Consider the following 18,931-nt stretch of genomic DNA (forward strand, 5'->3'; position numbering starts at 1 on the left):
TGCTGGGTATGAGCGACTTCGAGAGCATGCTGCACGGGACGTCGTCCTCGGGCGCCTCCGGTGAGCCGCTGGTCGGGCTGCCGGCGGACGAGGACCTCGACGACCATGCGCGCTACGACCGGGCCACCTTCGCCTTCGAGACGAGGAAGTACGTCTACGCCGCCGGCCTGCTCGAGCCGCTCGTGGAGGGCAACCCGGGCAACGCCGAGGTGACGCTCCTGCTGGCCCGGTCCTACTACCACTCCGCGCGGCTGACCCGTGCGGAGGAGCTGCTGCGAGCGATGGTCGAGCGCTGGCCCTCCGACGCCTACGCCCACCTGGCGCTGGCGCGCACGCTCCAGCGGTCCAACCGCGCCGAGGAGGGCGCCCGGCACCTCAAGCTCGCCGAGGCCATGGGCCTGGAGGTCTGAGGGCGGGCTCTCGCGGCCGGCGCCCCTAGTTCCAGAAGTCGAACCACATCCGCAGCCGCCAGTCCGCGCGCGGGATGACGACCGCCGTGTGCACCGGGTAGAACCACGCCATCCAGGCCACCGCGAGCGCGAGGTAGACCACGACCACGACGGCGCCCCACCGGCGCCGTCGTGGCGACGCCCCGGCCGGCCCGAGCACGAGCCCGAGGCAGCAGACGACGACGAGCACAAGCCAGGGCACGAACGCCACGGCGTAGAAGCTGTAGACGGTGCGGGTCTGGTAGAGGAACCACGGCAGCCAGCCGGCCACGATCCCGGACAGGACCGCTCCCGCCCGCCAGTCCCGCCCGAACAGCCACAGCACGACGACCACGAGCATCCCGAACGCCGCGCCCCACCAGAGGAAGACGTTGCCGAGGGAGGCGATGTACTCCACGCAGCTCGCGGACTCGCAGCCCTTCTCGCCGCGCTCGGGCCACTGGGCGTAGAACAGCGTCGGGCGCCACTGCACGACCCAGCTCCACGGGTTGGACCGCCAGGCGTGCTCGTTCTGCAGGCCGACGTGGAAGGACAGCTGCTCGGCGTGGTAGGCCCACAGCGAGCGCAACGGGTCCGGCACCCAGGAGACGAGGCTGCCCGGCGCCGCGGGGTTGTCCGCGGCCCACTGCCGCTTCCACCCGTCCCGGGTGGCGAACCACCCCGCCCAGGTGGCGACGTAGGTCACCAGGGCGACCGGCACCATGGTGAGGAACGCGGGTATGCCGTCGCGCACCACGGTGCCGGTGAACCAGCTGCGTGCTCCGCAGGCGCGGCGGGCGCCCATGTCCCACCACACGGTCATCAGGCCGAAGACGGCCAGGAAGTAGAGACCCGACCACTTGGTGCCGATGCACAGGCCGAGGCTGACGCCCGCCGCGAGACGCCACCAGCGCATCCCCAGCCGTGGGCCCCATGGCTGGCTGCGTCCCGTCCACCTCGCGGCCAGCCTGGTCCGCCCCTGCTCCCTGTCCAGCAGCAGGAAGAAGAAGGCGAGGAGGGCCCACCACATGACGAAGATGTCGAGCAGCCCGATCCGGGACTGCACGAAGTGGTGGCCGTCGACCGCCAGGAGGGTCGACGCGGCGACCGCCAGGAGTGAGTTGTGCCACAGGTGCCAGGCGATCCGGCCCACCAGGAGGATCGACAGGGTGCCGACGACGGCGGAGGAGAAGCGCCAGCCGAAGGAGGAGTCGATGCCGAAGAGCATCTCGCCGAGGGCGATCATCCACTTGCCGACCGGCGGGTGGACGACCAGGTCGGGCTGGTCTCCCCAGATGTCCGCGGTGCCCGCGGTGAAGAGCGCGTTGGGGTCCTCCAGACCCTCCTTGACCTCGCGTTCGTGGCCGTAGAGACGCAGCGACCAGGCCTGCTTGACGTAGTAGGTCTCGTCGAAGACGAGGCGGTGAGGGTGGCCCAGGCGCCACATCCGCAGGGCGCCCCCGAGGACGGTGACGACGAGGATCCCCACCCAGGCGATCCGGTCCGGGCGTCGCCACGAGTGGGCTGCGGGGCCCAGAAGACGCGCCCGCAGAGACTCCATACCGGCATCGTAGGTGGTGCCAGGGGCATCTCCGGCCCTCCATACAGGGGTAGTACCCTGCCCCCGTGGCCACTTCTACCGTTCCAGCGCCGGCGACCCGCACGGGCCCGCCGAGCATTCTGCTGAAGACGATCGTCGCCCTCACCGGCCTGTTCTTCATCGGTTACCTGCTGCTGCACATGTACGGCAACCTGATGATCCTCTCGGGCCGTGAGGCCTTCGACGCGTACGCCCACCACATCCGGACCTTCGGCGAGCCGATGCTGCCCGAGAAGGGCCTGCTGTGGGTGCTGCGCATCGCGCTGCTCGCCTCCGTCGCCCTCCACATCTGGGCCTCGATGTCGCTGTGGGGGCGGGCGGGCAAGGCGCGCAGCAGCCGCTACGCGATGAAGCGCCAGGGCTACGGCAACTTCTACGCCAAGGCGATGCGCTGGGGCGGCCTGGCCCTGCTGGCCTTCGTGGTCTTCCACCTCCTGCACTTCACCACCCAGACGGTCACCATCGGGGGTGCCCACGCCAGCCCCGCCGCTAGGGTGACGGAGACCTTCGGCATCTGGTGGGGCGTGCTGATCTACGCCGTCGCGATGGTCTTCCTGGGCATGCACGTGCTGCACGGGATCTGGGGCGCGGCGATGACGCTGGGACTGAACACCTCCCTGGAGCGGGCCGAGAAGATCCGCCTCACCTCGATCCTGGTCACCACGCTGATCGTGGTCGGCTTCCTCATCCCGCCCTTCGCCATCCTGCTCGGCCTGATCGACTGACCTGAGGACGACATGACTGACATGCTGATCGACGGTGTCTACCGCGAGGGTGAGCCGATCGCCGACACCAAGGCCCCGGCCGGTGACATCGCGCAGATGTGGACGCGGCGGCAGTTCGAGGCCGCCCTGGTCAACCCGGCCAACCGCCGCAAGCTCTCGGTGATCATCGTGGGCACCGGTCTGGCCGGCGCCGCGGCGGGCGCCACGATGGGCGAGGCCGGCTACCAGGTCAAGTCCTTCTGCTACCAGGACAGCCCCCGGCGCGCGCACTCCATCGCCGCGCAGGGCGGGATCAACGCCGCGAAGAACTACAAGGGCGACGGTGACTCCGTCTTCCGGCTGTTCTACGACACGGTCAAGGGGGGCGACTACCGCTCCCGCGAGACCAACGTCTACCGGCTGGCGGAGGTCAGCGCCGACATCATCGACCAGTGCGTCGCCCAAGGCGTGCCCTTCGCGCGCGAGTACGGCGGACTGCTCGACAACCGCTCGTTCGGCGGTGTCCAGGTGTCCCGCACCTTCTACGCCCGCGGCCAGACCGGCCAGCAGCTGCTCATCGGCGCCTACCAGGCGCTGGAGCGTCAGGTGGCGGCCGGGACCGTCGAGATGTTCGCCCGCCACGAGATGCTCGAGGTGGTGATGGTCGAGGGCGTGGCCCGCGGCATCATCGCCCGCAACATGGTCACCGGGGAGATCGAGACCCACCTCGCCGACGTGGTCGTGCTCGCGACCGGCGGCTACGGCAACGTCTTCTTCCTGTCCACCAACGCGATGGGCAGCAACGTCACCGCAGCCTGGCGCGCGCACCGTCAGGGCGCCTACTTCGCCAACCCCAGCTACACGCAGATCCACCCCACCTGCATCCCCCAGGCCGGGGAGCACCAGTCCAAGCTCACGCTGATGAGCGAGTCCCTGCGCAACGACGGCCGCATCTGGGTCCCCAAGAGGGCGGAGGACTGCGAGAAGGACCCGCGCGAGATCCCCGAGGAGGACCGCGACTACTACCTGGAGCGGATCTACCCCGGCTTCGGCAACCTGGTCCCGCGCGACATCGCCTCCCGGCAGGCCAAGAACATGTGCGACGAGGGCCGCGGCGTCGGCCCGGCCGTCGACGGCGTGCGGCGCGGCGTCTACCTCGACTTCGCCGACGCCATCGGCCGGCTCGGCGAGGACGCGGTCCGCGCCAAGTACGGCAACCTCTTCGACATGTACGAGCGGATCGCCGGGGAGAACCCCTACGAGGTCCCGATGCGGATCTACCCGGCCGTCCACTACACGATGGGCGGACTGTGGGTCGACTACGACCTGCAGTCCACGATCCCCGGCCTGTTCGTCGCGGGCGAGGCCAACTTCTCCGACCACGGGGCCAACCGGCTCGGTGCCTCGGCGCTGATGCAGGGCCTGGCCGACGGCTACTTCGTGCTGCCCAACACCATCCGTGACTACCTGGCCAAGGGCCCCTTCGAGAAGCTCTCCGACGACCACCCCGAGGTGGTCGCGGCCCGACGCTCGGTCGAGGACCGGATCCACAAGTTCCTCACCACGGGCGGCACCCGGTCGGTCGACTCCTACCACAAGGAGCTCGGCAAGATCATGTGGGAGAAGTGCGGCATGGAGCGCACCGACTCCGGGCTGCGCGAGGCGATCGAGGAGATCCGGGCGCTGCGGGCCGACTTCTGGAGCAACGTCCGCGTGCTCGGCTCCGCCGAGGGTCTGAACCAGGCGCTGGAGCGGGCCGGGCGGGTGGCCGACTTCCTCGAGCTCGGCGAGCTGATGTGCATCGACGCGCTGCACCGCAACGAGTCGTGCGGCGGGCACTTCCGTGCCGAGTCGCAGACCGAGGACGGCGAGGCGCTGCGCCACGACGACGAGTACGCCTACGTGGCGGCCTGGGAGTGGGGCGGCGAGGGCGGGGCCCCCGTCCTGCACAAGGAGGACCTCGTCTACGAATTCATCGAGCTGAAGCAGAGGAGCTACAAGTGAAGCTCGCCCTGAAGATCTGGCGCCAGGACAATCCCGCCTCGGCGGGGCAGATGGTGCGCTACGACATCGACGGGGTGTCCGAGGACAGCTCGTTCCTGGAGATGCTCGACCTGCTGAACGAGGAGCTCACGGCCAAGGGCGAGGAGCCGGTGGCCTTCGACTCCGACTGCCGCGAGGGCATCTGCGGCACGTGCGGCGTCGTGATCAACGGCGAGGCGCACGGCCCGGAGCGCACCACCACGTGCCAGCTGCACATGCGCTCGTTCAACGACGGCGACGAGATCGTCATCGAGCCCTGGCGCGCGGACCCCTTCCCGGTCATCAAGGACCTCGTGGTCGACCGCACGGCCTTCGACCGGATCATCCAGGCGGGCGGCTTCATCTCCGCCAACACCGGGGCGGCGCCCGACGCCGCCTCGATCCTGGTGCCCAAGGAGGACGCGGACCGTGCCTTCATGGCGGCCGAGTGCATCGGCTGCGGCGCCTGCGTCGCGGCCTGCCCCAACGCCTCGGGCATGCTGTTCATGGGTGCCAAGATCACCCACCTCGGCGAGCTGCCCCAGGGCCAGCCCGAGCGCGCCGCGCGTGTCGTCGCGATGACCGAGCAGCACGACCACGAGGGCTTCGGCGGCTGCACCAACCTCGGCGAGTGCACCCGCGCCTGCCCCAAGGGCATCCCGCTCAACGTCATCTCCCAGATGAACGGGGACCTGCGCCGCGCCGGCTACGGCCGCTGACCCCTCACCCCCGACCGGACGCGTCGGGGTGCCCGACCGGACGCTGCCGGACTGAACGCGTCGTGCGGCGGCGTGCCCGGGCGCAGGCGCACGGCATACCCTCCTGGCATGACCTCCGCCGCGCTCGTCCTGGCCGCCACCCCGATCGGCGACTCCCGCGACGCCAGCCCGCGGCTGCTGGAGGAGCTGAGGACGGCCGACGTCGTGGCGGCCGAGGACACGCGGCGACTCCGTCGGCTCACCGACCGCCTCGGCGTGACGGTCGGCGGGGAGATCATCAGCTACCACGAGCACAACGAGGCGGTCCGGACCCCGGACCTCGTCGGGCGCATCGCCGCCGGCGCGCGCCTGCTGCTCGTCACCGATGCGGGCATGCCCTCGATCTCCGACCCTGGCTATCGCCTGGTGGTGGCCTGCGTCGAGGCTGGTCTGCCCGTCACCTGCGTCCCCGGACCGTCGGCGGTCCTGATGTCCCTGGCCGTCAGCGGCCTGCCCGTCGACCGCTTCTGCTTCGAGGGGTTCCTGCCGCGCAAGCAGGGGGAGCGCGAGCGTGCGCTGCACCTGCTCGTGGACGAGCAGCGCACGATGGTCTTCTTCGAGGCGCCGCACCGGCTCGCCGCGACGCTCGGCTCGATGGCCCGCGTGCTCGGCGAGGACAGGCGGGCCGCGGTATGCCGTGAGCTCACCAAGACCTACGAGGAGGTCCGCCGCGGGGGGCTGGCGGAGCTCGCGGACTGGGCGGGGGACGGGGTCAAGGGGGAGATCACCGTCGTCGTCGACGGTGCCGGCAGCGACGCCAGCACGCAGGCACAGCCTGGTGACGTCCTGCCGGAGATCCTGGAGCGGACCGTCGCCGGCGAGCGGCTCAAGGACGTGTGCCGGGACGTGGCGGCGCGCACGGGACTGTCGGCCAAGGTGCTCTACGACGGGGCCGTCGCGGCGCGGTGAGCAGCTCGGCCGGGGCCGAGCCGGCACCCGCGGCGGGCGGTGTGACACGACTCACGCGCTGTGTCCCGTGATGTGGCCCAGATCATAGCCCGCAGGTCTGTTCACAGGCTTTTCTCAGGCGGATGGTGGGTAGTGGTCGGGGGCGTGCATCCCGGGCAAGATCTCATCAGAGAGACCGCCCAGCCCCCGCTCCTGGTAGGGCGTCCTCGGACGCGGGATCGGAGCAGCACCATGAATATTCGAGCACGACGAGGAGCATTTGTCTCGGCCCTCCTCCTGGGGGCGCTGGTCGCCCCGCAGGCGGCCCTCGGCATGACGCCCCCGGGCGGCGGCGGCGGAGGCGGTGGCACGGGGGACCTGTACGCCGACCTGCTCGTCGTCCTCCGGGCGGAGGACGGTACCCCGGTCCTGAAGGACTACACGGTCACCGTCGAGGACGTGACGACGATCGAGTACTGCGTCCAGCCGATCTCCTACACCGAGATCCCCGAGGTCGGGGGCACGGTGCCCGAGGTCACGGTCAACGAGGTCGACGGGCGCACGGTCTGGCTGGTGCCGCTGGTCGGGGAGGACATCCCCGAGCCGACGGCCGAGGAGGAAGAGGTCGGAGCCTGCGACGTGCAGCCTGACTTCGCCGCCTACGCCAGCGAGGTCGAGCTGGAGCGCCTGAACTTCATCCGCACCAGCGACGCCGTCATCCAGAAGAAGATCGACGCGGTCGAGGCGCGGCTGCTCGCCGCCACGGACATCACGCTGGACGGCGCCGGACGCATCACCACCGACGGCGTCCCCATCGACGCCTCTCCGGAGCACGCGGCGATGTACAAGACGCTGCTGGAGACCGGCACGCTGCCGGGGCTCGAGGTGCACGACGAGGTCACCGCCGGTCCGCCGGCCTACATCGAGCCGCTGGACGCGTGGATGCTGGCCGGCGCCTCGACCGGTGCCGCAGCGGGCAAGTACGTGCCGCTGAGCATCGACGCCGTGCTCTACTACAACCGGATCATCCCCTTCCCCGCAGTGGGGTGGGAGGCTCCGGAAGGCTGGACCGTGAACTTCAACCAGTCGGCCGACCCGGACCCGGACGACGGGGTCGCGGTCCCCGACGAGAAGTTCGTCGACTACTCGACCTTCCGCTACACCCGGTCCGAGTACTTCAAGGGAAGCGCCACCTGGCTGCACGTGCCGTCCTTGACCTGGCACGTGGACCGGATCCTCGACGTCGTCGACTACACCAACCTCACGGCGCTGCCGGACGAGGCGGTCGACACCACCGAGCTGACCGGTGTGCTGGGCTACGCCCAGTGGGTCGACGACGTGCGTAGCACCATCGCGTACTTCCACGAGAACGAGGTCATCGAGGGCTTCTACTTCGACGTCATCGGTGAGGACACCACCGCGCAGCAGGAGCTCGACCTCCTGGAGCCCTCCGCAGTGACGCAGGTCGGCGGTGTGGACCGCATCGACACCGCGATCCTGCTCTCCCAGGAGCGGTTCGCGGACGACATGGCCGGCGCGGTCGTGCTGGCCCGGTCTGACGACTTCGCGGACGCCCTGGCGGCCGTGCCCCTGACCAAGGGCGTCGACGCTCCCTTGCTGCTGACCAAGGTGCTGCTCGACCCGCGGGTCGCGGACGAGATCGACCGCGTGCTGCCCGTCGGCGGGACCGTCTTCCTCGTCGGCGGTGAGCTCTCGCTCGCCCCCTCGGTGGAGGCCGCGCTGGTCGGCAAGGGATACATCGTCGAGCGTCTCGCCGGGACGGACCGGTACGAGACGGCCATCGCGGTGGCCGAGAAGATCGGCGCCCCGCAGAACATCCTGGTCGCGTCGGGCCTGAACTTCCCGGACGCGCTCTCGAGCGGCCCGGCGGCTGCGTGGGGCCACGGCGTCGTCGTGCTCACCGCGGACGACCGGATGCCGAACGTCACGGCCTCCTACCTGGCAACCCAGCCGGAGGCGTTCAAGTACGCCGTCGGCGGCCAGGCCGCAGCGGCTGCTCCGGCCCTCACCCCGATCGTGGGGCTGGACCGCTACGAGACGGCACGCCTCGTGGCTGAGGAGTTCTTCGAGTTCCCGATGGGCGTGGGCATCTCCAACGGCCTGTACTTCCCGGACGCCCTGTCCGGCGGGGCCGACGCGGCGGCGCAGGACTGGCCGCTGCTGCTGACGAAGTTCGACAGCCTGCCTCTCCAGACGCGTGCTTTCATCGAGACCCACCCCTCGGTGATCCGGGTCGACGTGTACGGCGGCCCAGGCGTCATCTCCAACGACGTCATCGTCTCCATCTGGGACGCGCTCGCCCGCTGAGCGCTCCACAGACGACGCCCCCGGCCTCCGGTCGGGGGCGTCGTCGTGCCGCCACCCCCCAGCGCGGTCGCAGCTGCTGTGGACCAGCTCAGCTGTAGCCGGCGTCCGCCATGAGCGCGTCCCGCTCCTTGCGTCGACGCCAGCGACCGCGCCAGAGCGCGAACCCGGCCCAGAGCATGAGCAGCAGCAGGAAGATCACGAGCACGGGGAGGAAGATCGCGACGAGCGAGAGCGTCACGGCGGCCCCGTCCTCGGCGGCCGAGACCACCGGTGCGCCCAGGCCGGCGGTGCCGACGTTGACGACGGGCCTGCTCACCGCCTTGCCGGTGTGCACGATGCCAGCGGTGACGATGCCCAGCAGGACGCCGATCCACGGGTTGTCGGCCATGAAGCTCGAACCCTGCTCGTAGTCCTCGGCCGCGGTCGTCGCGGCGAAGATCAGGCCGCCCGTGGCGGGTCGGACGAACGTCCCCACCGCGTCGTTGATGCTGTCGACCACGGCGATCTTGTCGAGAATGACCTCGCTCAGCAGGAGGACCGCGGCGATGCCGATGGCCCAGTCGGACTCGATCCAGGCGTACTGGTGCGGCAGGTTGATGACCTCGGTGAACCGTGCGATCAGTGCTACGAGGAGGAACGGGATGTAGGCGTTGAGCCCGGCCGCCGCCGACAGACCGGCTCCGGTGAGTGCAGCGAGCATGGCGAGCCTCGCTCCCTTCGGGTCGGCAGTCCCCCCGGCGGGGACCGACGCCACAGTCAACCACGGGGTATGCCGTTCCTCTTCCCGTCGGCAGCGCCGTCGTGCTCGCACCGACGGACCCCACCCCCTGAGCCAGCCCGACCCGACCCGACGCGTCCGGTGGGGGTGGGGGACCCCACCTAGACTGGTGACCCATGAGCCATGTCCTGTCCGCCGTCGCCTGGCCCTACGCCAACGGGCCGCGCCACCTCGGCCACGTCGCCGGGTTCGGCGTCCCCTCCGACGTCTTCAGCAGGTACATGCGGATGGCCGGGCACGACGTGCTCATGGTTTCCGGCTCCGACGAGCACGGCACGCCGATCCTCGTGCAGGCGGACAAGGCGGGCCTGAGCCCGCAGGAGTTCATCGACGAGAACCACCGGGTCATCGCCGAGGACCTCACGGCGCTCGGGGTGTCCTACGACCTCTACACCCGCACGACGACCGCCAACCACCACCACGTCGTGCAGCAGATGTTCCTGGCCTGCCACGCCAACGGATACATGGTCGAGCAGACGCAGCGGGTGGCGATCAGCCCCTCGACCGGGCGCACCCTGCCCGACCGCTACATCGAGGGGACCTGCCCGATCTGCGGGTATACCGAGGCGCGGGGCGACCAGTGCGACAGCTGCGGCAACCAGCTCGACCCGGCCGACCTGCTCGACCCCCGCTCCAAGATCAACGGCGAGACGCCCGAGTTCACCGACACCCAGCACTTCTTCCTCGACCTGCCCGCGCTCGCCGGGGCGCTCGGGGAGTGGCTCGACGGCCGCGAGGCGAGCGGGCTGTGGCGCCCCAACGTCATCAAGTTCTCCCAGAACATCCTCGAGGAGATCCGCCCCCGCGCGATGACGCGCGACATCGACTGGGGCATCACGGTGCCGCTGCCCGGGTGGGCGGAGAACCCGACCAAGAAGCTCTACGTCTGGTTCGACGCGGTCATCGGCTACCTCTCGGCGTCGGTGGAGTGGGCGCGCCGCCTGCCGGGGGACCAGGACGACCGCTGGCGCGACTGGTGGAACGACCCGCAGACCCTGTCCTACTACTTCATGGGCAAGGACAACATCACCTTCCACTCCCAGATCTGGCCGGCCGAGATGATCGCGCACAACGGGCACGGGGCCAAGGGTGGGGAGCAGGGACCCTACGGCGAGCTCAACCTGCCGACCGAGGTGGTCTCCAGCGAGTTCCTCACCATGGAGGGCCGGCAGTTCTCCACCTCCCGCTCCGTCGTCATCTACGTCCGCGACGTCCTCGAGCGCTACCAGCCGGACGCCCTGCGCTACTTCCTGTCGGCGGGGGCGCCGGAGACCGCCGACTCCGACTTCAACTGGCCGGAGTTCGTCAAGCGCACCAACACCGAGCTCGTCGCCGGCTGGGGCAACCTCGTCAACCGGACGGCCACGATGATCGCCAAGAGCTTCGGGGAGGTCCCTGCCGCCGGCCCGCTCGAGGACGTCGACCGTGCTCTCCTGCAGCAGGTCTCCGAGGGCTTCGACACCGTCGGCGGGCTCATCGCCACCCACAAGCAGAAGGCCGCGCTCGGCGAGGCCATGCGCCTGGTGGGCGAGGCCAACGCCTACGTGTCCACGACGGAACCGTTCAAGCTCAAGGGCGACGACCAGCGCGAGCGGCTCGGCACCGTGCTGCACGTGCTCGCGCAGGCGGTCGTCGACCTCAACACGATCCTCTCGCCCTACCTCCCGCACAGCTCGACCGCGGTGCACCGGGCGATGGGAGGGGACGGCGTCTTCCAGCCCATGCCGCGGGTCGATTCCGTCCCCGACCTCGACGACCCGTCCCGACCGCCCTACCCCGTCATCACCGGGGACTACTCCGGCGCCCCGCGATGGGCGCACCGTCCGGTCGTCGTCGGTGCCCCGGTGGCCAGGCCGACCCCGATCTTCGTCAAGCTCGACCCCTCGGTCGTGGACGAGGAGCGGGCACGGCTGGGTCTGGTGCAGGCAGAGGCCGCGGTATGAGGGACGGCCGGCTGGCGGAGCGCCCGCCGGCCCCCGACCGGCTCCCAATGCCGGTCGTCGACAACCACTGCCACCTCGACGTCCGGCGGGACGACTCGCCCGACGTGTCCCTGGAGCAGGTGATCGCCGAGGCTGCGGCGGTCGGGGTCGACCGGCTGGTGCAGATCGGCTGCGACCTCGGCTCCGCCCGCTGGACCGTGGAGGCCGTCGACCGGCACCCGGCGCTGCTCGGTGGTGTGGCGATCCACCCCAACGAGGTGCCCCGGCACGAGGCGGCCGGTGACCTCGACGCCACGTTCGCCGAGATCGCCGGGCTGGCGCGCCACCCGCGGGTCCGGGTGGTCGGTGAGACGGGCCTGGACTACTACCGCACGGGGCCCGACGGCGTTGCGGTGCAGCAGGAGTGGTTCCGACGGCACATCGCCCTGGCCAAGGAGCTGGGTCTGGCCCTGCAGATCCACGACCGGGACGCCCACGACGACGTGATGCGGATCCTCGCCGAGGAGGGCGCACCGGACAAGACGGTGCTGCACTGCTACTCCGGCGACATGACGATGGCCCGCGAGTGCGTGCGACGGGGCTACTACCTCTCCTTCGCCGGCACGGTCACCTTCCGCTCGGCCAAGGACCTGCGCAACGCGCTCGCGGTCACCCCGACGGAGCACCTGCTCGTCGAGACGGACGCGCCCTACCTGACCCCGACCCCGCACCGCGGCCGGGCCAACGCGCCCTACCTCGTCCCGCTCACGGTGCGGGTGATGGCTGCCACCCTCAACACCGACGTCCCCCGTCTCTGCCGGGCGCTCTCCGACAACAGCGAGGCTGTCTACGGCCCCTGGTAGCCCGGGCCCGCCGGAAACGGGTCGCGTCGCGGCCCCGGCACGGGCATGCTCGTGGTCATGCCCGCAGACCAGCCGACGGACCCGCGTCCCCTGCCCGACGGGCTCGTGCTGCGCACGGCCACGCCGGCCGACCTCGACCAGATCGGGGAGCTGCTCACCGCACGCGGTGACGCGCACGACGCGGAGGACCACCGCCTCGTCGTCGAGGACCCGGCGGCCGGGTGGGAGACCTGCGCGGTGGTCGTCGACGGGGACCGGGTCGTCTCGACCGCCACCCTCCTCGACGAGGAGCTCGGGCTCAGCACCGACGGCCTGCCCGGTCCGGTGCGGCTCCCCGCCGGCCAGGTCGAGCTGGTGGCGACGGACCCCGGCTTCGAGGGTCGGGGGCTGGTCCGGGAGCTGATGGGCTGGGCGCACGACCTGAGCGCTGCACGCGGCCACCTGCTGCAGGTGATGATCGGCATCCCCTACTTCTACCGGCTCTTCGGCTACTCCTACGCCGTCGACATCCCCGCCCACCGCCCTCTGGTCGAGCCGCCGGGCGAGGAGGCCCTGGCCGGCCACGCGGTCCGCCCCGCGACCACCGCCGACCTCCCCGACGTGCGGCGACTGCAGGAGCACGCCCAGCAGGCCGCCGATCTCCGCATGCCGCACTCGCCCCCGCGGTGGCAGTGGCTGCTGGACCGGCACGGCAGCACCACCTGGGTCGTCGAGCGGACGGGACCGGGCGGGACGGCGGAGGTCGTCGCCACGGGTCGCACGACGCCGCCCGAGGACGACGTGGTGCTCGCCGAGCTGGCCGCCACAGACCGTCCGGCGGCGCTCGCGATGGTTGCCCGCGCGCACCGGCTGGCCACCTCGGTCGTCGACGCGTCGCCGCTCGTGGTCTGGGACCGGCGGGGCACCGTGGCCGGTGAGGTCGTCGACGAGCTGTGCGGTCCGGCCGCGCGCCAGGCCGAGCAGTACTACGTGCGCGTCCCCGACGAGGTCGTGCTCCTCGACCGTCTCCGCCCGGTGCTCGACGCCCGGCTGGCTGCCGCGGACCTCGGTCCGCCGGACGAGGTCGTGCTCTCCACCTTCCGGCGGCACGTGCGGATGCCGGTCGTCGACGGCCGTCTCGGTGCCCCGCGGCCGGGCGGCACCCTGCAGAGCCCAGGTGCCAGCGGCGGCGCCGGCGTCGCTCCGGACCAGCTCGGTCCGCTCCTCTTCGGTCCGCACGGCATCGTCGGGCTCTCGCAACGCCACCCCGACGTCTACCCGGGACCGCACGAGGCCCTGATGGCCGCGCTCTTCCCGCCCGTCACGGCAGACCTGCTCACCTACTACCTGCCCTGACCCCCGTGCGCCGGCCCGTGGGACCATGCACGGCGTGGACCACCATGACGAGAGCCTGCTCGGCCCGGCCGAGATCCGGGACCTGGCCGCCCAGCTCGGCCTCCGCCCGACCAAGCACTGGGGTCAGAACTTCGTGATCGACAAGGGCACCGTGCGACGCATCGTGCGGACCGCCGGGGTGGGCCCCCACGACGTCGTCCTGGAGGTCGGCCCCGGCCTGGGGTCGCTGACCCTCGGGCTGCTGCCGCAGGTCGCGCACGTGACCGCCCTGGAGATCGACCCCGCGCTGGCCGAGCAGCTCCCGCGCACGGTCGCCACGCTCGCCCCCCACCTCACCGACCGGCTCACGGTGCTGCACGCCGACGCCCTGCGCGTCACGGACCTGCCCGACCCGCAACCCACGGCGCTGGTCGCCAACCTTCCCTACAACGTCGCCGTCCCGGTGGTGCTGCACCTGCTCGCCATCGTGCCGACGCTCGCGCGGGTCCTGGTCATGGTCCAGCTCGAGGTCGCCGAGCGGCTGGCCTCCCCACCCGGGAGCAAGGTCTACGGCGTGCCGAGCGTCAAGGCGGCCTGGTACGCCCAGGTCACCGGGGCGGGGCGGGTCGGTCGCAACGTCTTCTGGCCGGCGCCCAACGTCGACTCGGGCCTGGTCCGGATGGTGCGCCGCGACCCGCCCACGACGACGGCCTCGCGCACCGAGGTCTTCGCCGTCGTCGACGCGGCGTTCGCCCAGCGGCGCAAGACGCTGAGGGCGGCGCTCGCAGGCTGGGCGGGCAGCCCGGCCAGGGCGGAGCAGCTCTGCCGCGCGGCCGGCGTGGACCATCGGGCCCGTGGCGAGGTGCTCACCGTCGACGACTTCGCCCGCATCGCGGCGGCCGCCCGGGGCGCCACGGGTGACCCGGTCGGCGCGGGTGCCACACCATAGGGTGTGGGCATGAGTCCAGCCGGGAGCACCGAGGCCGTGAGCGTCCGCGTGCCCGGCAAGATCAACCTCCAGCTCGCCGTCGGGCCGGAGCGCGACGACGGCTACCACGAGCTCTCCACCGTCTTCCACGCCGTGAGCGTCTACGACCGCGTGACCGTGCAGCCGGCGGAGCGCTGGTCCGTGCACGTCACGGGCCCCTACGCCCACCGCGTCCCCACCGACGACTCCAACCTGGCCGTCGTCGCCGCCCGCACCCTCGCCCGGCGACGACCACGGGGCACCAAGGTGGACCCCGTCCGCATCGACATCGACAAGCGCATCCCGGTCGCCGGTGGGATGGCCGGAGGTTCGGCCGACGCCGCCGCCACCCTGGTGGCCTGCCGCGAGCTCTGGGCGCTCGACCACGTCGAGAACGGACTCCTGGAGGAGATCGCCGCCGGTCTCGGCTCGGACGTCCCGTTCATGCTGCACGGCGGCACGGCGATCGGCTCGGGCCGCGGTGAGCGGATCACCCCGATCCTGGCCCGCGGCGAGCTGCACTGGGTGCTGTGGGCGGGGGAGGGGCTGGGTCTGTCCACCCCCGAGGTGTATGCCGAGTGCGACCGTCTCCGCGAGGTAGCGCGCACGCCCGTGCCCGACCCTGCGCCCTCCGGGGAGCTGCTGACCGCGCTGCGACGGATGGACGCGGACGCCGTGGGCGCCGTGCTGCGCAACGACCTGCAGGACGCGGCGGTCTCCCTCCGGCCGGTGCTCGCCGAGGTCCTCGACGCCGGGCTCGACCTGGGCGCCCGGGCTGGCGTGGTGTCGGGCTCCGGGCCCACCGTGGCCTTCCTCGTCGGCTCGCAGGCCGAGGCTATCGACCTGTCTGTCGGGCTGGCGGCCAACGGCCCGATGGGGGACATCGTCCGTGCGGTCGGGCCGGTTCCCGGCGCCCAGCTCGTCCAGCACGTGCGCCCGACCCAGCCCCCGCCGCCCCCCACCCGCCCCGGGCCGCTGGGTCCGGTCACCGGCTGATGGCGGCGCCCCCGCCCGCCAGCCTCGTCGCCCTCGACCGCGCCTCGCTGGTCCTCGGCACGTCGGTGCTGCTCGACAACGTCTCCGTCGGCGTCTCGGACGGCGACCGGATCGGGGTCGTCGGCCGCAACGGCGGCGGCAAGTCCACCCTCCTGTCCGTCCTCGTCGACACCCGGCAGGTGGACTCCGGCCGGGTGATCCGCACCGGCCACGTCACCGTCGGCATGCTCGGCCAGGTCGACGCACTCTCCCCGGCCGCGACCGTGCGCGAGGTCGTGCTCGGCGCGCTCGCCGAGCACGAGTGGGCCGGGCAGGCCCAGGTCCGCGAGGTCCTCGGCGGTCTGCTCGGGGGCACCGACGCGGCAGGAATGGGCGGCTGGGACGCGACAGTCGGCCCGATGTCCGGCGGCGAGCGGCGCCGACTGGCACTGGCCGCGCTGCTCGTGGAGGACCCCGACCTGCTCGTGCTCGACGAGCCCACCAACCACCTCGACGTCGAGGGGGTCGCCTGGCTCGCGACATACCTGTCCACCCGCCGTCCCCGTGCCGGCAACGCCCTCGTCGTCGTGACCCACGACCGGTGGTTCCTCGACGCCGTCAGCACCCGCACCTGGGAGGTCGAGGACGGCCGGGTGCACACCTACGACGGTGGCTACGCCGCCTACGTCCTGGCCAAGGTCGAGCGGCAGCGCGTCTCCCAGGTCACCGAGGAGCGGCGCGCCAACCTGGCCCGCAAGGAGCTGGCCTGGCTGCGGCGCGGCGCGCCCGCCCGCACCAGCAAGCCCAAGTTCCGGATCGACGCGGCCACCCAGCTGATCGAGGGCGAGCCGCCGCCCCGCGACACGGTCGAGCTGGTGCGCTTCGCCACCACGCGGCTGGGCAAAGACGTGCTCGACCTCGTCGACGCGACCATCACGGTGGGGGAGCGCACCCTGCTCGAGGACGTCACGTGGCGCATCGGGCCCGGGGACAGGTATGGCGTGGTCGGGGTCAACGGGTCCGGCAAGTCCACCCTGCTGCGGGTGCTGCAGCGGCTGCACCCGCTGACGGCCGGGTCGCTGAAGACCGGCAAGACCGTGCGGATGGCGTGTCTCACCCAGGAGCTGCGCGAGCTGGACCGGGTCGACTCCTGGTCCGTCATCGACTCCATCACCGAGGTGCGCTCGTTCACCACGATCGGGGGCAAGGAGACGTCCGCCTCGCAGCTCGCCACGCGGCTCGGCTTCACGGGCGGGCGGCAGCAGTCGCGGGTGGGCGACCTCTCCGGCGGTGAGCGGCGCCGGCTGCAGTTCGTCCGGCTGCTCATGGACGAGCCCAACGTGCTGATGCTCGACGAGCCCACCAACGACCTCGACATCGACACGCTGACCTCGATGGAGGACGTCCTGGACGGCTGGGCGGGCACGCTCCTCGTGGTCTCGCACGACCGCTACCTGCTCGAGCGGATGACCGACCGGCAGGTCGCGCTGCTGGGGGACGGGAGCCTGCGGGACCTGCCGGGCGGCGTCGACGAGTACCTGCGCCTGCGCAGGGAACGAGCGTCGGCCCGGCGCTCGAAGGGCGGTGCCGCAGCCACGGCCCCGTCGTCCAGCGCCCCGTCGTCGGGCGCCTCGCCGTCGGGCGGTTCGTCGTCGGGCTCGCCGTCGTCTGGTAGGTCGGGCGCCCCGCGCGAGGCCGGGCAGGGGTCGTCGTTCACCCCGGCCCAGGTGCGGGAGGCCCGCAAGACCCTGGCCCGGGTGGAGAAGGGGCTGGACCGGGTGCACGCCCAGGAGGCCCGGCTGCACGACCAGATGGCGGGGGCCGCCACCGATCCTGCGCAGCTGTCCCGGCTCACCGCCGAGCTGGCAGCGCTGCACGACCAGGAGGAGGCGCTCGAGCTGGAGTGGCTCGAGGCGTCGGAGGCCGCCGAGGGCTGACGGAACCTCCGGCGTCTCTCGGCGTCGAGAATCTTGACGGGTCTACCCTGAGGCCATGCCCCGCGACACCGCTGGACCGGACGACGTCGACGGCGTCGTCGCAGCATGGCGGCGGGAGCGTCCCGACCTGGACGTCGCGCCGCTGGAGGTGCTCTCCCGGGTCTCCCGCCTAGCCCGACACCTCGACATCGCGCGCCGGCGGGCCTTCGCCGAGGGTGGGCTCGAGCCCTGGGAGTTCGACGTGCTCTCGGCGCTGCGGCGGTCCGGACCGCCCTACCAGCTCACGCCCGGTGACCTCGTGCGGCAGACGCTGGTGACCAGCGGCACCATGACCAACCGCATCGACGGTCTGGTGCGGCGCGGGCTGGTCTCCCGCCAGGCCGCGCCGAGCGACCGCCGCGCGGTCAACGTCACGCTCACCGACGATGGGCGGCGCCTCGTCGACGACGCGATGGCCGAGCTGCTCGAGGGGGAGCGCACCCTCCTGACGGGGCTGGACGCCGAGGAGCAGGGCGCGCTCGCGGCCTCCCTCAAGCGGCTGCTCGTCGGCTTCGAGGGCTGATCGTCCGGGTCCGGCCCGGCTGGGAGACATGACTACCCGGCAGAAGACGTGCTTCCCGCCGGATACATCCACCGGGTAGAACGATGTCTGCCCGGTAGTGGCGGTGGTGGGTGGCAGTGGCACGGCTCCCCGGGTTGGAATCGAACCAACGTCGCTAATCCTGATTCAAAGTCAGGCGGCCCCTACCAGCAGAGCAACCGGGGAACGTCCGGGCGGACCCGACAAGGGTAGGTCACGGTCGCAGCCCACCTCCGGGTCAGGGCTTGGGCACGGTCCGCAGCACGGGCTTGGCCTCCATGCCCGACAGCCCGTTCCAGGCGAGGTTGACCAGGTGGGCGGCGACGTCCTCCTTCTTCATCCGCCGCGAGTCCAGCCACCAGCCACCGGGGATGGCGACCATGCCGACGAGCATCTGGGCGTAGAGCGGCGCGGTCTTCGGGTCGAGCTTCTGCCGCTTGAACTCCGCGGCCAGGATGTGCTCGACCTGGCTGGCGATGTCGCTGATGAGACTGGCGAAGGTGCCCGTGGCCTGGCCAGGTGGGCTGTCGCGCACCAGGATCCGGAAGCCGTCGGTGGAGGTCTCGATGTAGTCGAGCAGCGCCAGCGCCGCCGCCTCCAGCAGCGCGCGGGCGTGCCCGGGCTTGGCCAGCGCCTCGGTGATGTGGCCCAGCAGCGCCTGGATCTCCCGGTCGACGACGACGGCATACAGCCCCTCCTTGCCCCCGAAGTGCTCGTAGAGGACCGGCTTGGAGACCCCGGCGCTCGCCGCGATCTCCTCCACGGTCGTCCCCTCGAACCCCCGCTCGGCGAAGAGCGCACGACCGACCTCGATGAGCTGCTGCCGTCGCTGCGGCCCCGTCATCCGATTGCGCTGGGTGGCCTTCG

Annotated in this window: 16 protein-coding genes and 1 tRNA gene; 13 read left to right on the plus strand and 4 right to left on the minus strand. The window is 71.7% G+C overall.

What is annotated here, in order from left to right; all coding sequences use genetic code 11:
* The first annotated feature begins 8 nt into the window (after window positions 1–8).
* Window positions 9–410, plus strand: a complete 402-nt coding sequence (locus tag ACI3ET_RS02490) for a tetratricopeptide repeat protein (protein ID WP_405031373.1) — start codon at window positions 9–11, stop codon at window positions 408–410.
* Window positions 411–435: 25 nt separating this feature from the next.
* Here the strand turns inward: ACI3ET_RS02490 and ACI3ET_RS02495 are convergent, their stop codons facing one another.
* Window positions 436–1,989 carry a dolichyl-phosphate-mannose--protein mannosyltransferase gene (locus ACI3ET_RS02495; protein ID WP_405031374.1) on the minus strand — a complete coding sequence of 518 codons (1,554 nt, stop codon included), beginning with the start codon at window positions 1,987–1,989 and terminating at the stop codon, window positions 436–438.
* A 65-nt stretch (window positions 1,990–2,054) separates the two neighbouring features.
* On the opposite strand from ACI3ET_RS02495, the gene ACI3ET_RS02500 reads away from it, so the two are divergent.
* The 5 genes from ACI3ET_RS02500 to ACI3ET_RS02520 all read left to right on the plus strand — a co-directional run bounded on the left by ACI3ET_RS02500 (window position 2,055) and on the right by ACI3ET_RS02520 (window position 8,728).
* Window positions 2,055–2,753 carry a succinate dehydrogenase cytochrome b subunit gene (locus tag ACI3ET_RS02500; RefSeq protein WP_405031375.1) on the plus strand — a complete coding sequence of 233 codons (699 nt, stop codon included), beginning with the start codon at window positions 2,055–2,057 and terminating at the stop codon, window positions 2,751–2,753.
* A gap of 12 nt (window positions 2,754–2,765) precedes the next feature.
* Window positions 2,766–4,736 (plus strand): fumarate reductase/succinate dehydrogenase flavoprotein subunit, encoded by a 1,971-nt coding sequence (locus tag ACI3ET_RS02505; RefSeq protein ID WP_405031376.1) that lies wholly within the window; start codon window positions 2,766–2,768, stop codon window positions 4,734–4,736.
* On the plus strand, window positions 4,733–5,473 hold the full coding sequence (locus ACI3ET_RS02510) for a succinate dehydrogenase/fumarate reductase iron-sulfur subunit (RefSeq protein ID WP_405031377.1): 741 nt from the start codon (window positions 4,733–4,735) through the stop codon (window positions 5,471–5,473). The genes ACI3ET_RS02505 and ACI3ET_RS02510 overlap by 4 nt, the downstream gene beginning before the upstream one ends.
* Before the next feature lie 108 nt (window positions 5,474–5,581).
* Window positions 5,582–6,421: a 16S rRNA (cytidine(1402)-2'-O)-methyltransferase gene (gene rsmI / locus ACI3ET_RS02515; RefSeq protein WP_405031378.1), complete on the plus strand. Its 840-nt coding sequence runs from the start codon at window positions 5,582–5,584 to the stop codon at window positions 6,419–6,421.
* Between the two features lie 231 nt (window positions 6,422–6,652).
* The gene (locus ACI3ET_RS02520; protein WP_405031379.1) at window positions 6,653–8,728 is read left to right on the plus strand and encodes a cell wall-binding repeat-containing protein; all 2,076 of its coding nucleotides are present in this window, start codon (window positions 6,653–6,655) and stop codon (window positions 8,726–8,728) included.
* A gap of 88 nt (window positions 8,729–8,816) precedes the next feature.
* On the opposite strand, the gene ACI3ET_RS02525 is transcribed toward ACI3ET_RS02520, so the two are convergent.
* Complete coding sequence (locus tag ACI3ET_RS02525; RefSeq protein ID WP_405031380.1) at window positions 8,817–9,428, minus strand: DUF4126 domain-containing protein; 612 nt, start codon at window positions 9,426–9,428, stop codon at window positions 8,817–8,819.
* A gap of 194 nt (window positions 9,429–9,622) precedes the next feature.
* Here ACI3ET_RS02525 and metG point away from each other — a divergent pair, with 194 nt between their 5' ends.
* Genes metG through ACI3ET_RS02560 form a run of 7 tightly spaced genes read left to right on the plus strand, consistent with a single transcriptional unit; the run spans window position 9,623 to window position 18,046 of the window.
* Window positions 9,623–11,449 (plus strand): methionine--tRNA ligase, encoded by a 1,827-nt coding sequence (gene metG, locus ACI3ET_RS02530; protein WP_405031381.1) that lies wholly within the window; start codon window positions 9,623–9,625, stop codon window positions 11,447–11,449.
* The gene (locus ACI3ET_RS02535) at window positions 11,446–12,291 is read left to right on the plus strand and encodes a TatD family hydrolase (protein ID WP_405031382.1); all 846 of its coding nucleotides are present in this window, start codon (window positions 11,446–11,448) and stop codon (window positions 12,289–12,291) included. Before metG ends, ACI3ET_RS02535 begins: the two co-directional genes overlap by 4 nt.
* A 57-nt stretch (window positions 12,292–12,348) precedes the next feature.
* The gene (locus ACI3ET_RS02540) at window positions 12,349–13,626 is read left to right on the plus strand and encodes a GNAT family N-acetyltransferase (protein ID WP_405031383.1); all 1,278 of its coding nucleotides are present in this window, start codon (window positions 12,349–12,351) and stop codon (window positions 13,624–13,626) included.
* Window positions 13,627–13,651: 25 nt separating this feature from the next.
* Entirely contained in the window at window positions 13,652–14,554 is a 903-nt protein-coding gene (rsmA, locus tag ACI3ET_RS02545) for a 16S rRNA (adenine(1518)-N(6)/adenine(1519)-N(6))-dimethyltransferase RsmA (protein ID WP_405031384.1), read from the plus strand.
* 9 nt (window positions 14,555–14,563) lie between these two features.
* Entirely contained in the window at window positions 14,564–15,568 is a 1,005-nt protein-coding gene (locus ACI3ET_RS02550; RefSeq protein ID WP_405031385.1) for a 4-(cytidine 5'-diphospho)-2-C-methyl-D-erythritol kinase, read from the plus strand.
* Window positions 15,568–17,484: an ABC-F family ATP-binding cassette domain-containing protein gene (locus tag ACI3ET_RS02555; RefSeq protein ID WP_405031386.1), complete on the plus strand. Its 1,917-nt coding sequence runs from the start codon at window positions 15,568–15,570 to the stop codon at window positions 17,482–17,484. Before ACI3ET_RS02550 ends, ACI3ET_RS02555 begins: the two co-directional genes overlap by 1 nt.
* A gap of 55 nt (window positions 17,485–17,539) precedes the next feature.
* Window positions 17,540–18,046 (plus strand): MarR family winged helix-turn-helix transcriptional regulator, encoded by a 507-nt coding sequence (locus ACI3ET_RS02560; protein WP_405031387.1) that lies wholly within the window; start codon window positions 17,540–17,542, stop codon window positions 18,044–18,046.
* 125 nt (window positions 18,047–18,171) lie between these two features.
* On the opposite strand, the gene ACI3ET_RS02565 is transcribed toward ACI3ET_RS02560, so the two are convergent.
* Both ACI3ET_RS02565 and ACI3ET_RS02570 read right to left on the minus strand, forming a co-directional pair.
* Window positions 18,172–18,250 (minus strand) — tRNA-Gln (locus ACI3ET_RS02565).
* A 52-nt stretch (window positions 18,251–18,302) separates the two neighbouring features.
* Window positions 18,303–18,908, minus strand: coding sequence for a TetR family transcriptional regulator (locus tag ACI3ET_RS02570; RefSeq protein WP_405031507.1), 606 nt, complete (start codon window positions 18,906–18,908; stop codon window positions 18,303–18,305).
* Between the last annotated feature and the right edge of the window lie 23 nt (window positions 18,909–18,931).

Source organism: Ornithinimicrobium jinqii, from assembly GCF_045032595.1.
Lineage (GTDB): Bacteria > Actinomycetota > Actinomycetes > Actinomycetales > Dermatophilaceae > Ornithinicoccus.

Bases quoted from the DNA above. Each gene is read 5' to 3' on its own strand.
- ACI3ET_RS02540 (WP_405031383.1), top strand. From the start codon at position 12,349: ATGCCCGCAGACCAGCCGACGGACCCGCGTCCCCTGCCCGACGGGCTC.
- ACI3ET_RS02555 (WP_405031386.1), top strand. From the start codon at position 15,568: ATGGCGGCGCCCCCGCCCGCCAGCCTCGTCGCCCTCGACCGCGCCTCG.
- ACI3ET_RS02560 (WP_405031387.1), top strand. From the start codon at position 17,540: ATGCCCCGCGACACCGCTGGACCGGACGACGTCGACGGCGTCGTCGCA.
- ACI3ET_RS02535 (WP_405031382.1), top strand. From the start codon at position 11,446: ATGAGGGACGGCCGGCTGGCGGAGCGCCCGCCGGCCCCCGACCGGCTC.
- rsmI (WP_405031378.1), top strand. From the start codon at position 5,582: ATGACCTCCGCCGCGCTCGTCCTGGCCGCCACCCCGATCGGCGACTCC.
- metG (WP_405031381.1), top strand. From the start codon at position 9,623: ATGAGCCATGTCCTGTCCGCCGTCGCCTGGCCCTACGCCAACGGGCCG.
- ACI3ET_RS02520 (WP_405031379.1), top strand. From the start codon at position 6,653: ATGAATATTCGAGCACGACGAGGAGCATTTGTCTCGGCCCTCCTCCTG.
- ACI3ET_RS02570 (WP_405031507.1), bottom strand. From the start codon at position 18,908: ATGACGGGGCCGCAGCGACGGCAGCAGCTCATCGAGGTCGGTCGTGCG.
- ACI3ET_RS02495 (WP_405031374.1), bottom strand. From the start codon at position 1,989: ATGGAGTCTCTGCGGGCGCGTCTTCTGGGCCCCGCAGCCCACTCGTGG.
- rsmA (WP_405031384.1), top strand. From the start codon at position 13,652: ATGCACGGCGTGGACCACCATGACGAGAGCCTGCTCGGCCCGGCCGAG.
- ACI3ET_RS02505 (WP_405031376.1), top strand. From the start codon at position 2,766: ATGACTGACATGCTGATCGACGGTGTCTACCGCGAGGGTGAGCCGATC.
- ACI3ET_RS02525 (WP_405031380.1), bottom strand. From the start codon at position 9,428: ATGCTCGCTGCACTCACCGGAGCCGGTCTGTCGGCGGCGGCCGGGCTC.
- ACI3ET_RS02550 (WP_405031385.1), top strand. From the start codon at position 14,564: ATGAGTCCAGCCGGGAGCACCGAGGCCGTGAGCGTCCGCGTGCCCGGC.
- ACI3ET_RS02490 (WP_405031373.1), top strand. From the start codon at position 9: ATGAGCGACTTCGAGAGCATGCTGCACGGGACGTCGTCCTCGGGCGCC.